The sequence below is a fragment of the Cognaticolwellia mytili genome (genome assembly GCF_002104475.1).
GTDB classification, from domain to species: domain Bacteria; phylum Pseudomonadota; class Gammaproteobacteria; order Enterobacterales; family Alteromonadaceae; genus Cognaticolwellia; species Cognaticolwellia mytili.
Window position 1 is genome coordinate 25,053 of record NZ_NBOF01000004.1, and the last position, 14,518, is coordinate 39,570.

A 14,518-nucleotide genomic window follows, 5' to 3' on the forward strand; every position below is an offset into this window, starting at 1 on the left:
TAAATTATAGAAATGATTTGTCTCGTTTTGGCTAATTTTTTAGTGCTAAAAATCATAAATATTCAAAAAGAGCTTTTTTAATAAATGAATTCACGTGACAATGGAGGCTATGATAAAAAAACAAATGAAATCATTTACTAAGAAAGCTGTTGGTAATCAACTATTAGCGGTGTTATTTCTACTATTCTCACTCTTGCTATCGGGCTGTAAATCGGAACCATCACCTGCTAGTTTGCAGCGTATTATTGATCGCGGCTACATTACTGTAGGTACGCTTTATGGCAATACCAGTTACTATCTTGACGCTGAAGGACCTGCAGGTTTTGAATATGAACTAGCGAAGAAGTATGCCGCCCATTTAGGAGTGGAATTAAAGATGATGCCGAGCTATAACCTCAACGACTTATTTGAACAACTGAATAGCGGTGAGGTTGATTTACTCGCAGCGGGGTTATCGGTAACGAACGATCGTTTGCAACAGTATCGTTTTGCGCCAAGTTATGATGACGTTAGCCAAAAGTTGGTGTTCAAGCAAGGGAATATCAGACCGAGAAAATTAAGTGATTTAACTGGCAGCTTGGCGATTGTTGCGGAGTCGAGTCATGTTGAAAACTTAACACGTTTAAAGCAATCTAGCCCTGAATTAACTTGGACAGTAAGCCATGAACTAGATAGTGAAGAATTATTACTAAGTGTACTAGCCGGTGAAATTGACTACACCGTTGTTGACAGTAATACCTTAGCCATTAATCGTCGTTATTATCCGGAAATTAGTATCGGATTTACTGTACATAAAGCTGAGCCCCTTGCTTGGATGCTTGACAAAAATAGTGATGATAGTATTTTGGCTAGTTTAGTCGAATTTTTTGGTCAAGTTCATCACAATGGTGTGTTATTAGCTTTAGATGATAAGTATTACGGCCATATTGAAGAGTTTAATTATGTTGATACACGGATGTTTATTAAGGCGATTGAGGGGAAGTTGCCTAAATATCAGCCATTGTTTGAGAAGTACGGCCAAGATATGGACTGGCGCTTATTAGCCGCGATTAGTTACCAAGAGTCACATTGGGAGCCTCATGCTCGCTCGTTTACCGGTGTACGTGGCATGATGATGCTAACCTTGCCGACGGCTAAACAAATGGGAATCAAAAGTCGATTAGATGCAGAACAAAGTATTCGTGGTGGTGCAAAGTACATTAAGCAATTAGTTGAACGAATGCCCGCGAGAGTACCTGAGCCCGACCGTTTATGGTTTGCCTTAGCTTCTTATAACATTGGTTTAGGACATTTAAATGATGCTCGCACCATAACCAAGCAACAAGGCGGTGACCCCGATCGTTGGGTAGAAGTAAAAGAACGATTGCCGCTATTAAAGCAAAAGAAATATTATAAGAAAACCCGATATGGTTATGCTCGAGGTGATGAACCCGTGAACTATGTAGAAAATATTCGCCGTTACTACGACACCTTGATTTGGATGGATAATCAAACTAAAAAATTAACACCTCAACCAGAGTTAGCGGTAAACGTTGTTGACGAGTAGCTAAAAATAATACTATTGATTGGAAGCTTGAATTTTTTTTTTATTTGTTTAGTAAAAATGTAATCAAATGAGGTGCTGTCATTAAACTGTCATTATTACTGTTTATGCTAACGAAGATCAGGAAACAGCACAAAAACATTAGATCAAAATAAAGTATGCGATTAGGCATACTAAAGAGGTAAAATGAAAACTAGAAAATGTTTATCAAATAATCAGAGAAAAAGAACATTACATCGCAATAAAGTAAAACTTGCTAACCGACGCCAAACGCAGTTCAGTGTTGAACAATATAGTAACGAAGAGTTATCAGTTAGTGACCGCAACTAGCTAATGCATTGCTAACTTCACTTACAAAAAAAATAAATTGTTAACTGAAAACTTTAGTGGCAAAGAGAAAAGGTTTGGATATTCCCCCGCTTTTAACCGCTATATGTGAGTAAATGGAAGCAATTTTTACTGGCATTTACCACACTGTTTTTCATATCTAGCTATTCCTGCAAAATTAAACAATAAAATGGTGAGAAAACTCCATTTTTTCAACAAACACCTTTACACTTTGATCATCAAATAAAATACTGAGAATATCTTTGTTGCTATCTAATAAAGTGACAATACGCATTAAAAAAATACTGTGGATTGATTGTCTAAATTTATTTATGGACTTATTTTCTGTATTAAATTGGTGTTAAAAATGTAGCACGTTATATAGTTTAGAGGTTATTTATACTTCGTTTGGCTAGATAATTATAAAGTAAGATGTGCTTTAAGTTTAGGATAGTTATTGTGTCATCTTATATGACAAGGTAAAGTAAAATTGAATATTATTCTATTTTGAGGTGTTACTATTTCTTCTTCAGTAAGAGAGCAAGTATTTAAGCTGTCAGATTTAGTGGGCGGCCCGTTAGATTTAGCTAATCATTTGCCATTTCGCGTCGCCGTCGTAAGTAACTTGTTAGCGCTTAATCGTGATCTGAGCATTTGCTGCTTATCTGATTTAGAGCAAAGAGAGATGCGAGTGTTACTTAATATTGGCTCGTACATGCCGATAAAGTCTGCTGATATAGCTTATCAATCTAGAATCGATTCATCTAATGTTAAGCATGCAGTGAAAGTGTTATTAGCAAGAAAGCTGATCAACGCAAAGCTCGATCCTACGAATGAAGACATTCAATATTTATCCTTAACTGCTTCAGGTACTAGTTTGTATAAAGAGTTAATCGAGATACTTGAGCCTAGAGCTCAAGCACTTGAGAGTGTATTGTCAGAAGAGGAAAAAACAAGCTTCTTTCAGAGCTTAGCAAAAATTGAAGCGAAAGCTGAACAATTACTTTCTCAGCAAGCATTGTCATTTGTCAACCAAGGTATTGAGATCCCAGCAGAGCAAATAGAATTGTTACGTTGGTATAAGAAAAGTCAGGAAAAATAGGATACATGCTCAGCGCCCGTCAAGTTTTTGTGGTTGAATTTTGTTCAAAATAAAAGCATTTTGATTGAGGTGATTAGCGTGTAGCCTGGTCATGCTAAACAAATACTACTCACAGTTCCTGCAACTCGTTTTTCGCAGAATCTTTTTTACAGTGGTTGTTGGAGGTTTTTACAGTGTTATCACCTTTTTATGTGCGGCTATCATATAAAAGGCTTCGCCTGGTATAAATGCCTAACAAACCGCTGTAAAAAAACTCGAAAGATCAACAAACCTTACATTTAATTACAGTCATGGAGTGCCTTATGACAATTGAACATGGAAGCTATTCCGTCACTCTTGATGGTAAAGTTCTGAGCGTTACTTTATCAGGTATGTTTAATGAGTTTGCGACAACAACCGTTTGCCAAAAAATTAAAAACCAAGTGGACAGTCTTAACAAAGAGAACTTTGGAATATTACTTAATTGCGCAACCTATGAAGGCAGCACGCGTGAAGCACACAAAATATCTAATTTGTTTCTATTATGGCTGAATAAGCAAACTTGCAGCGCTAGAGCTATCATATATAGTCAAAAGCTTTATTTTGATATTGTTAAAAATGAGCAGCCGGCGCTATTTGAATTGCTAAATCGCAAAGAGTTTTATGATCTAACTGAAGCAAAAGCTTGGCTAGCTTCACAGCTTTAAGTTACCCTGTTGTGCTTCTTTCAAGTAAAACAGCACCTGAATTATCATCACCTAATTTATCTTCGGGGTTATAAATAGGACAGCTTTTCATTGATAAGCAACCACAACCTATACAGCCATCAAGTGAATCTCGTAACTTTTCTAAATAAGCTATTTTTTGGTCTAAACCTTTTTGCCAATAACGGGATAATTGCTGCCAGTCATCTTTGGTAGGGGTTCTGCTGTCAGGTAATTTAGCAAATGCTGCTTTTACTTCTTCCAAACTGACACCCATTTTTTGTGCAGCTTTAATGACGGAAATTCGCCTTAATACTTCGCGCATGTAACGACGTTGATTACCTTGGTTTCGTAAACTTTTAATCAAGCCCAAGCTCTCATAGAAATGTAAAGTTGATACTCTAACGCCACAGCGTTTTGCCACTTGCCCAACACCCAAGTTTGCTTCTTCTAACATAAATATCCCTTTTAATTTATTTGAAAATAACGCTTTACCTCAAGAGTACTTGAGGTTTTATGCTTGATTTCAACATTAACACAGGAGACTAAATAATGAAAAAACTAGTGGATAAGAAAAATAGTAATAACGTTAAAGACAAACTAACGACCAATAAAAATATGGTATTACGAAGGTTTTTCCAAGTCTATAACACAACCTTGAGTAATAAATAACGCTACCTCATTAAGAGAGCTACTAAGAAACGATAATTGAAATAAATAAAAGGAAAGTATCATGTTGTATTTAGAGCATTTAAATTTAGTGGTTAGAGATATTTCTCAAGCTTTAGCATTTTATCAAGCAGCATTTCCACATTGGCGTATCCGTGGAGAAGGGCGTTCTACGTGGCGTGGAAAACCTAGGCGTTGGTTACATTTCGGTGATGATTACTTATACCTTGCACTAAGTGATCATGGCGAAAGTAATATTCGTGACAATAGCGGCTTTGAAGTTGGTTTAAGTCATTTTGCTTTCGTTACCGATGAGCTAGAGCAAGTAACACAAAGATTAGCTGATGCAGGTTTTATTGGTGAGAAGGGGGATGGGGCACCCGGAACTCGTAATAATACCTACTTTATTGATGCTGATGGTTATGAGATAGAGTTTGTTGAATATCTAACGAAAACTATCGAGAAAAGAAATGATTATTAATATACTTAATCTGAAACCTGGGTAATAAAAATGAAAAATATAATTATTTCAAAGTATTACTAAGTTTCAATCTATAATCGTAGAATTAGACTTTAACAGCGCTGCTGTAGCATTTTGCTTATCCTTCGTCAAAGTACCTTTTATAGCATTAAATTCGAATGCTATAAAAGGTAAGTAGTTAATATCCAGAGTATTAGTGGCAATGTCACAATTGATAGCAAGGTTGTAACCACTACTACACCAGCAGTGGTATCTTGATGCTTGTCTTGTTGTTTTGCGATTAGATAGGCATTCACACCGGTAGGGCTAGCACTTAAAATAACTAATGTAGCGGTTATTATTGCTGGAAATTGCCAGAGCAGTTGACAACTTATAAAGACTAAAGCTGGCAGCAAAAGTAATTTTAAAATGCTAGCAGAGAGTATAAACTTAACTTCACTACGAATATGATAAAACGCTAATGAGGCACCAAGTAAAAAAAGTGCCAAGGTAATTGCGGGCCGACCTAATAACAATAAGCTGTCATTGATCATGTTGGGTAGTTTAAATCCAAGTAAATTAACGATAAAACCACCGGTTATTGCAATCAATAACGGGTTATAAAAAGTTTGTTTTAAGAACAACCGCCAATTAAATTGTTTATCATTTGTCGCCAAAATACTGGTGAGCCCAAATAATAAAGCACTATGTAAACTTACGACAAGGAATATGGTCGGTAAAACTCTATCGCCAAGTACCATGAGAGCTACAGGCATGCCGACAATTACGTTATTTGAATAGCTGGCTGCTAAGGCATAAACGGCCGAAGCAGGAGCGTTAGCTTGTAACTTTTGATGAAAATAGAAATTGAAAGCCCACCCTAGCCCATAAACCAATAATACTGGCAAATAAAATGCCCCATAAATTGATAAATCTACCGTGGTTAAGTCAGCATTAGCTAACTGCTGGAACAAAAAAGCCGGTATCGCTAAATGAAAGGTGAATTTACTTAATGCGTCAATTTGTGCTTTGTTGAACCAATTTTTTTGGGCTGTTAAAAAACCAATTAAGCCAACCATCACTAATGGGCTAATAATTGAGATGATATTCATAAGGCTTTTATACCAATTTGGTTAAATTATTGCTCGCCAGACCTTGTTAAAATAGCTCAGTTAGCGTTGTTCTCAATCTTAATAGCTTACTATTACTTAATTGAGCGCCGTGCCCTGAAATATTTCTACTACGAATAGCAAGTTCATAAACTTAATCAAACTGGCGCTATTCACTTAGTATTGGCGATGAAAAGAGGATTATAACGCTATTTATTACAATAGCGTTTGATAATTTATGTGCGACTTAGTTATGAATACTGACTCTCAAAGAAACTTTCAATAATCAATTTTGCTGACTCTGCGTCAATATTATCTTTTTTAAGGTTACGATAACCACCTTTTGCAAAGAGTGCTTCTTTTGCGGTTGCTGTAGTTAATCGCTCGTCTTGAAATTCGACTTTAATACCAAATCGACCAGCAACACGGTTACCAAATTTTTTCGCATCAAGAGTCAGTTGTTGCTCGCTACCATCCATATTTAATGGCAAACCGACGACAATAAAATCAGGTTGCCATTCATTAATAAACTTAGCCATGCTATCCCAATGTGGAATACCATCATTGGCTTTAACTGAGCCTAAAGGTGAAGCTGAACCTGTTAACTCTTGACCAATAGCAACACCGATATATTTTTTACCAAAGTCAAACCCCAGTATCGTTCTTTCTCCAATGGGAGCTTTACTTACCATTACGCGTGTCCAATTTCGTTAGATAAATGTGCTAAATCAATACCTAGCATAGTCGTTGCTTTTTTCCAGCGCTGTTCAATTGGGGTGTTAAATATAATGTCGCCGTCAGCAGGGGTGGTTAACCACGAATTTGCTTTGATTTCCTCTTCTAATTGGCCAGGGCCCCAACCGGCATAGCCTAATGTCACCATATACTTTTCGGGTGCTTCCTCGGTACCTAAGGCTAATAAAATGTCTTTTGAGGTAGTGATCATCACCTCATCACTCAGCGCTAATGAACTATTCCAACCTGCTTGAGTACTGTGTAAGACAAACCCACGGTCTTGAGAAACTGGGCCGCCAGTTAATACTTGCTGATCTAACTCAGGTGACTCAGCTTTGTCTTCATCAATTTGTGTTAATAGCTCATTTAATGAAACGTTGATAGGTAGATTGATGATCAAACCCATCGCGCCTTCGGCATTGTGCTCACAAATATAGGTCACGGTTTTATTAAAATAGGAGTCGTCTAAACTGGGCATAGCAATTAATAATTGATTTTCTAAACTGTCCATAAAATTCCCCTGTCGCTAATAAAATAAAGTTGAAGAACGCTCTGTAAAGAGCGTTCTAATCTAGATTAGTTTAATTCTTGCGGGTAATGTTTTGTTCAATGGCGTCCATCAGTTTGCCACTAATATTTATTGGATATGCAGCTTCTATTTCACGGATACAAGTCGGGCTGGTGACATTGATTTCAGTAACTTTATCGCCAATCACATCTAAGCCAACAAAATATAAGCCACGTTTTTTCAATTCTGGAGCAATGGTTTCAGCAATTAGTTTATCACTGGCACTTAGTGGGCGGGCAACACCACGACCACCAGCCGCTAAATTACCGCGTGTTTCACCTTGTGCAGGAATACGCGCTAAGCAATATGGCATAGGTTCACCATTAACGATTAATATACGTTTATCACCATCAACAATTTCAGGCATGTACTCTTGAACCATAGCATACTGCGTTGAATGTGCTGTTAAAGTTTCGAGAATTACGCCAACATTTGGATCATTTTCACCGATACGGAAAATTGAAGAGCCTCCCATACCATCAAGCGGTTTGATGATTATATCTTTGTTTTCTTTATGGAATTCTCTGATTTTTTGATTGTTACGAGTCACCAATGTTTTTGGTGTTAACTCAGGAAACCAAGCAGTAAATAGTTTCTCATTACAATCACGTAAACTTTGTGGCTTGTTAACAATCAAGCAGCCTGCAATTTCTGCACGCTCTAACATATAGGTAGCATAAATAAATTCGGTATCGAATGGCGGATCTTTACGCATCAGTACAGCGTCTAGGTCAGCAACATTAATGTCTTCTTGCTCGCCCAACTCATACCAGTGTTCAGGATCATTAAATACTTTAACTTTTGCTGTTGTTGCCCGACAAACACCTTGTTCTAAATAAAGGTCTTGCATCTCCATATAGTAAATTTCATAACCACGGGCTTGTGCCTCAAGCATCATTGCCATTGAAGAATCTTTTTTTACATTGACCTCAGAGATAGGGTCCATAACAACGCCAATTTTTATGCTCATGTTTTTTCCTACTGTTATTTTTATAAATGCTAAGGCATTTTTGAATATTTACAGACAAGTAAATATCTAATTGTCTATTTAAGTCTACGGAGCAAGTTATGCTAAATCACCGTAACGACATTGTAGCGCGGTTATTGCGGTTAATGCTGCTGTTTCAGTTCTTAGTACCCTTGGTCCAAGTAAAACATCTTTAAAATCAGCGTTATTTGCACGATAAATCTCATCATCACTTAAACCGCCTTCTGGGCCGATGAGTAAACGCACACGTTGATTCTCTATCGGCAAGCCCATAATCGAATGTTGTGCTTTTGGATGCAAATTTAACTTCAATGCACTGCTTTCTTGTTCTAGCCATTGATCTAAATAAATCGCAGGTGCTACAACTGGGACCGTGCATCGGCCACTTTGTTCACAGGCACTAATAACTATTTTTTGCCACTGCTCACGTTTTTTCTCTAAACGTTCATCATTTAGTTTTACGCCACAGCGCTCAGTAAATATTGGCGTTATAGTATTTACACCTAATTCAACTGACTTTTGTAAAGTAAAGTCCATGCGTTCGCCGCGTGAAATACCTTGTCCCAAATGAATATTTAATGGTGACTCATTATTAACATGTTCTTTGGCCAATATTTCAATATCAGCACGTTTCTTACTAACGTTGCAAAGCTTTGCTTGATATTCAAAATAACAATTTTGTTCGCCACTTTTTTCAACGAGGCCATTAAAGAGGGTGATTAAATTACCTTCTTTAAGTCTAAGTACTCTAACCGTGTGACCAAAAGCGTCGTCACTCAATGGTTGTACTTGTCCAACAGTAAAACTTTGGTTTTGATAAATTCTAGGACTACGCATAAATATTATCCATGGTTATACTAGTTGCACATGATGAATATTTTAATTTTTCGTGTGCGCACAGATGATGAAAATCAATATTCGCTTATAATAACCTTGTTTGGCAAGGGAAGTTAGGCGTTAATTCACTTTGTTGACATAGCCAGTAAGTAAGGGCAATTTACTGCAAATTCAATTGTCTCTAGAAAAATAGTTCGATATGTTGTGATCTTTGCACAATATTTTGTTAAAGCTGCAGTAATAAAGTACCAGCTCATTACCTTCTGAACTAATGTCTCGCCTCAGAAAGTCAACACTTTACCAAGTACGATTACAGCTTATATTAAGGCCTAAGCTATATTTTTGGGAATAAAAAAGCCGCCCGAATGGGCGGCTTATTATTTGGGATTACAGAAAAGAGAGATTAGTCTGCTTGCTTAGTCATTTCCGCAGGCGCTTTACCACCACTAACGAAGTATTCTCGAGTTAATTTAATAACCATCGGACTTAACAACACTAGCGCAATAAGGTTTGGAATTGCCATTAATGCATTCATCGTATCAGCAAGTAACCAAATGAACTCTAATGAACCGATCGCGCCTACTGGCACAACTAATATCCAAAGTACACGGAATGGCATAATTGCTTTAACACCGAAGAAGTACTGTACACATTTCTCACCGTAAACACTCCAGCCTAAAATAGTTGTAAAAGCAAAAACAGTAAGTGCAATCGCAACAATATAGTTACCGTAAGGAATGGCTGTCGCAAAAGCATTTGATGTTAATTCAGCACCAGTTGAACCCGATGTCCATTCTCCAGAAACAACAATAGCTAAACCAGTAATAGTACATACAACAAGTGTGTCAATGAATGTACCCAACATGCCAACAAGGCCTTGAGCAACAGGGTTGTTAGTTTTAGCCGCCGCGTGAGCGATAGGAGCACTACCTAGACCAGCTTCATTAGAGAAAACACCACGTGCGACACCAAAGCGAATTGCAGCCCATACAGCAGCACCAGCGAAACCACCTTTAGCAGCTGTTCCTGTAAATGCACTTTCAAAAATTAATGCGAAAGCGGCAGGGATTTCATTGGCGTGTACGAATAATACAACAACACCCGCACTGATATAAAATATAGCCATTAGCGGTACAAGCTTACCAGCAACATCGCCGATACGTTTTATGCCACCCATAAGCACTAAGCCAACAAGTATCATTAGAATAATACCCGTCGCAACAGGTGCTATTCCAAAGTTACTTTCAAGAGCGTTGGCAACAGAGTTAGTTTGTACAGTATTACCAATACCAAAAGCTGCAATCGAGCCAAATAGTGCGAATGCGCCACCTAACCAGCTCCATCGGCTTGATAAGCCGTTTTTGATATAGTACATCGGGCCGCCAATGTGGTTGCCATTTGCATCAACTTCACGATAACGCACAGCAAGAACTGCTTCCGCGAATTTAGTAGCCATACCAACTAATGCAGTACACCACATCCAAAACAATGCGCCTGGACCACCAAGAAAAATAGCCGTAGCAACACCTGCAATATTACCAGTACCTATAGTAGCTGATAGTGATGTCATTAATGCATTAAAAGGACTGATTTCGCCTTTAGCATTCTTATCTGTGTCTGGAATTCGACCACTCCAGAGTAGCTTAAATCCTGTTCCTAAATTAATGATAGGCATAAAGCGTAAGCTAACCATTAAGAATAAACCTACACCCAGTATCATAATTAGCATGGGGACACCCCAAACTAAACTATTAAGACTGGAAATCAAACCCGTTAAAAATTCCATAATAACCTCATTGCTGTTGTAATTTTATTTTTTAGTACTAACTTTTATTGTTGGTATTTTTGTGATTATTCAACAAATCGAAAACATGTTTTTTCGTTTCCAATAAGAAACAAAGTAAATACTTAGGAAAAAATAAGCAACCTTTAATTACAGTTTATGTACATTATTTTACATAAAAATAAAAAAATGGAATTAAAACATAATCTTATTATTTTCGATAAAGCTGTTATAAATTCTGTTATTTTCTCTTTAATCAAATTTATTGCGTAATTATTCATGTATATTGCCATGGCAATATAATAAGGCAGTGTTTTAATGATCGTTTTTAAGCTGAACATGTACTATTGAATAATAAACAAATAATATAGATGAACAATGCTGCCTTCAAAATATAAGAAGGATATTTAATAGAATTAATTTCATGTTTTTGAAAAGAGAATGCTTATTTTAAATTTTAAATAAGCTTTTAAATTTTTTTTAAGACTAACACGCGCACTTGAGTTGTTGTATTTTATGGTTTTTTGTTAAAATTTGCGTGCTAGTCTGCAGTTACCCACAGAATAACGGCATCTTCTTCGCTCACTGAAATAACTAAATGCCCCATCGTGGCATCATAATAGACATTATCTCCTTTACTGAGAGTCATCGGCTCATAAAACTCAGTAAGTAGTTGAACCTCTCCTTCCAATACCAATAAAAATTCCTCTCCTTCGTGACGAACCCATTCGCCAAAATCTTCAAAACTTCTGGCATATACGCGGCTTTTATAAGGCATCATTTTTTTATTACGAAACTGTGTTGCAAGCAGTTCATGCTCATAAGTTGACGTTACGTGTGACTTCCCTGTACTTTTTAGTGTTATATCTCTACGTCCCGTTGCCTGCCTTGCTTTAGGTTTAGTAAATAACTGAGGGAGTTCTATATTAAGGCCTGCAGCGAGTTTTTGCATAACAGTAAATGTTGGTGATATTTGCTCATTTTCTATTTTTGATAAAGTAGAACGTGCTAAACCTGTGCGCTTACTTGCTTCTTCAAGAGTTAACTTATTGTTAGTACGAATCGCTTTTAATTGCGCGCCAATAGTAACCTTCTCAACTGCGCGAACATTTTCTTGGCTGTCAGCCACTACCATAGAAGGGTATATATCTACCTTGTTTTGCTCACTCATTTTATTTACGAACCTAAAAAATACTGATGACCTAATTGTTACATATCCTAAGCAGGCAAAAAACCCGAAACATCAAAAAATAAACAATTAATAAAATCAATGCTTAAGCCCTATTTTAGTGGATAAAATTTCCAATAGGAAATAAAGTTATTGAAATGGAAAGTTCTGGCTGCTATGTTTTAAAAACGTTGCGGGATTGATCGTTAGCATAAATATTCGGAGTTAGGTGTGGCACATAGTATTTTCGATTTATTCAAAGCCAATATTGAGCTATTAAGTTCATATACTTCTAAGCCTATGATTGCTGATAATTGTTTTATCAAACTGCTTACTAAACCTCCCGTACTTACTCAAACATCTAATATACAAGCTAATCCTTATAACTCATTGGCATTAACTGGCAAAAGTCATACCACTGATATTGCTTGTACATTGAGTTTAATACCTCAAACACCAGACCTTGCGAGTTCAGATAAAATTCCCGGTCTATTAAAGAAACTAATGTTTAGCCTCTTTGTCGATCAAAACAAGGCATTAAAGTGATTTAGGTATGGTGAGTAACTATGAAGAAACCATCAAAAGATGGTTTAGCGATAGATGTTGTTGCCTGTTAAATAATATTCAATGCCAATTGTGTTGGCACACTCGTTAAGCATTTTGATGTTTAGCGGTTTAAATAAAGGATAGTAAAGATGAAAAGTCATTATACGTCTCATGAACTAGAACAATTTTTTTCAGCTAAATTGCCTGAAACTGATGGCGCTATACAAGTGGCTATAGATTTAGAAATTAAACGTCAAGAACAGCAAATTGAACTTATTGCTTCGGAAAATATTGTTTCTAAAGCTGTAATGGAAACACAAGGTACAGTATTAACTAATAAATACGCAGAAGGTTACCCAGGTCGTCGTTATTATGGTGGTTGTGAACATGTCGATTTAGTTGAAAAATTAGCTATTGATCGTGCAAAGCAAATTTTTAATGCAAAATTTGTTAATGTTCAACCACATTCCGGTGCACAAGCTAACGGTGCTGTAATGCTCGCATTGGTGCAACCGGGCGATACCATTCTAGGTATGTCATTAGATGCTGGCGGTCACCTTACTCATGGCGCGCGCCCAGCACAATCAGGCAAATGGTTTAATGCAATTCAGTATGGTGTTAAAAAAGACGACATGCGTATTGATTATGATGAAGTGCTAGCATTAGCCAAAGCACATCAGCCAAAATTAATTATTGCTGGCGGCTCAGCTATTCCTCGTCAAATCGACTTTTCAAAGTTTAGAGCTATTGCTGATGAAGTAGGGGCGCTATTGATGGTTGATATGGCTCATATTGCTGGCTTAGTTGCGACAGGCAACCATCAAAATCCATTACCGTATGCTGATATTGTAACTACTACAACGCATAAAACACTACGTGGTCCACGTGGCGGACTTATTCTAACTAATGATGAAACCATCGCGAAAAAAATTAATTCAGCTGTTTTCCCTGGTTTGCAAGGTGGGCCATTAATGCATGTTATTGCTGCTAAGGCCGTTGCATTAGGTGAAGTACTTGAACCTGAATTTAGCGCCTACATTAAAAAAGTGTTGAGTAATGCTAATGTGCTAGCAGCCACTTTACAAGAGCGTGGTTGTGACATTGTTACCGATGGTACTGATACTCATTTAATGCTGGTTGACTTAAGACCTAAAGGCCTAAAAGGCAATGCGGCAGAAGAAAGTCTAGAGCGCGCAGGCATCACCTGTAATAAAAATGGCATCCCATTCGATCCTGAAAAGCCTATGGTGACATCAGGTATTCGACTTGGAACGCCAGCGGGCACAAGTCGAGGGTTTGGCAATAATGAATTCGAATTAATTGGCCAACTCATTGGTGATGTATTAGACGGACTAGCCTTGAATCCAGGCGATAATAGTGTTGCTGAAAAAGCAGCACTAGAACATGTCAAATTGCTATGCGAGAAGTTTCCTTTATATAGCTAATTAGCACTAAAAGTTGACGCGTTAATTGGCGCGTTAACGTAAATTCCTCGCCCTACTAAAATGATAATAAATCATTGTTGAAGGGAGCCATAACTTAATTTTGGAGTCAATCATGAGTACAGTAGAAAAAAATTATAAATTTGCCACTAGTCATGAATGGGTTAAAGATAATGGCGATGGTACGGCAACACTTGGTATTTCTAATCATGCACAAGAACTATTAGGTGATGTTGTTTTTGTCGAGTTACCGGAAGTGGGCGACGTAATAACTGTTGGAGAAAGCTACTCTTTGGTTGAGTCGGTTAAAGCTGCATCTGATGTCTACGCACCTATTTCTGGCGAGGTCGTTTCGGTAAATGAAGCGTTAGATGATAGCCCTGAAATGGTTAATGAAGCACCATTCACCGAAGGGTGGATTGCTAAAATTCGATTTGTAAACCATGCTCAACTAGATAAATTGCTAGGTAGCGATGCCTATTATGCAGGTATTGAAGAATAATTTTAGTCACCTTTTTAATTATAACGATAGATTAGCTCATAGAGGCTATTGGAGTA

General features: G+C 37.2%; 16 protein-coding genes. 8 read left to right on the plus strand and 8 right to left on the minus strand.

Going from position 1 to position 14,518, the window contains the following annotated elements; genetic code table 11:
• Positions 1-109 precede the first annotated feature (109 nt).
• The 4 genes from mltF (at position 110) to B7C41_RS13685 (ending at position 3,658) form a co-directional block, all read left to right on the plus strand.
• On the plus strand, positions 110-1,546 hold the full coding sequence (mltF, locus tag B7C41_RS13675) for a membrane-bound lytic murein transglycosylase MltF (RefSeq protein ID WP_235839717.1): 1,437 nt from the start codon (positions 110-112) through the stop codon (positions 1,544-1,546).
• Between the two features lie 183 nt (positions 1,547-1,729).
• On the plus strand, positions 1,730-1,873 hold the full coding sequence (locus tag B7C41_RS20165) for a hypothetical protein (RefSeq protein ID WP_158089135.1): 144 nt from the start codon (positions 1,730-1,732) through the stop codon (positions 1,871-1,873).
• Between the two features lie 562 nt (positions 1,874-2,435).
• Entirely contained in the window at positions 2,436-2,972 is a 537-nt protein-coding gene (locus tag B7C41_RS13680) for a MarR family winged helix-turn-helix transcriptional regulator (RefSeq protein ID WP_085299500.1), read from the plus strand.
• Between the two features lie 302 nt (positions 2,973-3,274).
• Positions 3,275-3,658 carry a hypothetical protein gene (locus B7C41_RS13685; protein ID WP_085299501.1) on the plus strand — a complete coding sequence of 128 codons (384 nt, stop codon included), beginning with the start codon at positions 3,275-3,277 and terminating at the stop codon, positions 3,656-3,658.
• Between the two features lies 1 nt (position 3,659).
• Here B7C41_RS13685 and soxR read toward each other — a convergent pair whose 3' ends face one another.
• Positions 3,660-4,112, minus strand: a complete 453-nt coding sequence (gene soxR, locus B7C41_RS13690) for a redox-sensitive transcriptional activator SoxR (protein ID WP_085299502.1) — start codon at positions 4,110-4,112, stop codon at positions 3,660-3,662.
• A 276-nt stretch (positions 4,113-4,388) separates the two neighbouring features.
• Here soxR and B7C41_RS13695 point away from each other — a divergent pair, with 276 nt between their 5' ends.
• The gene (locus tag B7C41_RS13695; RefSeq protein ID WP_085299503.1) at positions 4,389-4,805 is read left to right on the plus strand and encodes a VOC family protein; all 417 of its coding nucleotides are present in this window, start codon (positions 4,389-4,391) and stop codon (positions 4,803-4,805) included.
• A gap of 161 nt (positions 4,806-4,966) precedes the next feature.
• Here B7C41_RS13695 and B7C41_RS13700 read toward each other — a convergent pair whose 3' ends face one another.
• The 7 genes from B7C41_RS13700 to B7C41_RS13730 all read right to left on the minus strand — a co-directional run bounded on the left by B7C41_RS13700 (position 4,967) and on the right by B7C41_RS13730 (position 11,975).
• Positions 4,967-5,896, minus strand: coding sequence for an AEC family transporter (locus B7C41_RS13700; protein ID WP_085299504.1), 930 nt, complete (start codon positions 5,894-5,896; stop codon positions 4,967-4,969).
• Positions 5,897-6,144: 248 nt separating this feature from the next.
• A complete protein-coding gene (ruvX, locus tag B7C41_RS13705) occupies positions 6,145-6,585 on the minus strand; it encodes a Holliday junction resolvase RuvX (RefSeq protein ID WP_085299505.1) in 441 nt (146 codons plus the stop codon).
• Positions 6,585-7,139: a YqgE/AlgH family protein gene (locus B7C41_RS13710; RefSeq protein WP_085299506.1), complete on the minus strand. Its 555-nt coding sequence runs from the start codon at positions 7,137-7,139 to the stop codon at positions 6,585-6,587. The genes ruvX and B7C41_RS13710 overlap by 1 nt, the downstream gene beginning before the upstream one ends.
• A 70-nt stretch (positions 7,140-7,209) precedes the next feature.
• The gene (gene gshB, locus B7C41_RS13715) at positions 7,210-8,166 is read right to left on the minus strand and encodes a glutathione synthase (protein WP_085299507.1); all 957 of its coding nucleotides are present in this window, start codon (positions 8,164-8,166) and stop codon (positions 7,210-7,212) included.
• Positions 8,167-8,262: 96 nt separating this feature from the next.
• Positions 8,263-9,021, minus strand: a complete 759-nt coding sequence (gene rsmE / locus B7C41_RS13720; RefSeq protein ID WP_085299508.1) for a 16S rRNA (uracil(1498)-N(3))-methyltransferase — start codon at positions 9,019-9,021, stop codon at positions 8,263-8,265.
• A 403-nt stretch (positions 9,022-9,424) separates the two neighbouring features.
• Positions 9,425-10,807: an alanine/glycine:cation symporter family protein gene (locus B7C41_RS13725; RefSeq protein ID WP_085299509.1), complete on the minus strand. Its 1,383-nt coding sequence runs from the start codon at positions 10,805-10,807 to the stop codon at positions 9,425-9,427.
• A 538-nt stretch (positions 10,808-11,345) separates the two neighbouring features.
• Positions 11,346-11,975 carry a helix-turn-helix domain-containing protein gene (locus tag B7C41_RS13730; RefSeq protein ID WP_085299510.1) on the minus strand — a complete coding sequence of 210 codons (630 nt, stop codon included), beginning with the start codon at positions 11,973-11,975 and terminating at the stop codon, positions 11,346-11,348.
• Between the two features lie 228 nt (positions 11,976-12,203).
• Here B7C41_RS13730 and B7C41_RS13735 point away from each other — a divergent pair, with 228 nt between their 5' ends.
• From B7C41_RS13735 to gcvH, 3 genes are all read left to right on the plus strand, one after another.
• The gene (locus tag B7C41_RS13735; RefSeq protein WP_085299511.1) at positions 12,204-12,518 is read left to right on the plus strand and encodes a serine dehydratase beta chain; all 315 of its coding nucleotides are present in this window, start codon (positions 12,204-12,206) and stop codon (positions 12,516-12,518) included.
• 149 nt (positions 12,519-12,667) lie between these two features.
• Entirely contained in the window at positions 12,668-13,963 is a 1,296-nt protein-coding gene (locus B7C41_RS13740; protein WP_085299512.1) for a serine hydroxymethyltransferase, read from the plus strand.
• A gap of 112 nt (positions 13,964-14,075) precedes the next feature.
• On the plus strand, positions 14,076-14,462 hold the full coding sequence (gene gcvH, locus B7C41_RS13745; RefSeq protein WP_085299513.1) for a glycine cleavage system protein GcvH: 387 nt from the start codon (positions 14,076-14,078) through the stop codon (positions 14,460-14,462).
• The last annotated feature ends 56 nt before the right edge of the window (positions 14,463-14,518 follow it).

What these genes read in the sequence shown, in the direction of transcription:
- mltF (WP_235839717.1), top strand. Translation starts at nt 110, where the DNA reads ATGATAAAAAAACAAATGAAATCATTTACTAAGAAAGCTGTTGGTAAT.
- B7C41_RS20165 (WP_158089135.1), top strand. Translation starts at nt 1,730, where the DNA reads ATGAAAACTAGAAAATGTTTATCAAATAATCAGAGAAAAAGAACATTA.
- B7C41_RS13685 (WP_085299501.1), top strand. Translation starts at nt 3,275, where the DNA reads ATGACAATTGAACATGGAAGCTATTCCGTCACTCTTGATGGTAAAGTT.
- soxR (WP_085299502.1), bottom strand. Translation starts at nt 4,112, where the DNA reads ATGTTAGAAGAAGCAAACTTGGGTGTTGGGCAAGTGGCAAAACGCTGT.
- B7C41_RS13695 (WP_085299503.1), top strand. Translation starts at nt 4,389, where the DNA reads ATGTTGTATTTAGAGCATTTAAATTTAGTGGTTAGAGATATTTCTCAA.
- B7C41_RS13700 (WP_085299504.1), bottom strand. Translation starts at nt 5,896, where the DNA reads ATGAATATCATCTCAATTATTAGCCCATTAGTGATGGTTGGCTTAATT.
- ruvX (WP_085299505.1), bottom strand. Translation starts at nt 6,585, where the DNA reads ATGGTAAGTAAAGCTCCCATTGGAGAAAGAACGATACTGGGGTTTGAC.
- B7C41_RS13710 (WP_085299506.1), bottom strand. Translation starts at nt 7,139, where the DNA reads ATGGACAGTTTAGAAAATCAATTATTAATTGCTATGCCCAGTTTAGAC.
- gshB (WP_085299507.1), bottom strand. Translation starts at nt 8,166, where the DNA reads ATGAGCATAAAAATTGGCGTTGTTATGGACCCTATCTCTGAGGTCAAT.
- rsmE (WP_085299508.1), bottom strand. Translation starts at nt 9,021, where the DNA reads ATGCGTAGTCCTAGAATTTATCAAAACCAAAGTTTTACTGTTGGACAA.
- B7C41_RS13725 (WP_085299509.1), bottom strand. Translation starts at nt 10,807, where the DNA reads ATGGAATTTTTAACGGGTTTGATTTCCAGTCTTAATAGTTTAGTTTGG.
- B7C41_RS13730 (WP_085299510.1), bottom strand. Translation starts at nt 11,975, where the DNA reads ATGAGTGAGCAAAACAAGGTAGATATATACCCTTCTATGGTAGTGGCT.
- B7C41_RS13740 (WP_085299512.1), top strand. Translation starts at nt 12,668, where the DNA reads ATGAAAAGTCATTATACGTCTCATGAACTAGAACAATTTTTTTCAGCT.
- gcvH (WP_085299513.1), top strand. Translation starts at nt 14,076, where the DNA reads ATGAGTACAGTAGAAAAAAATTATAAATTTGCCACTAGTCATGAATGG.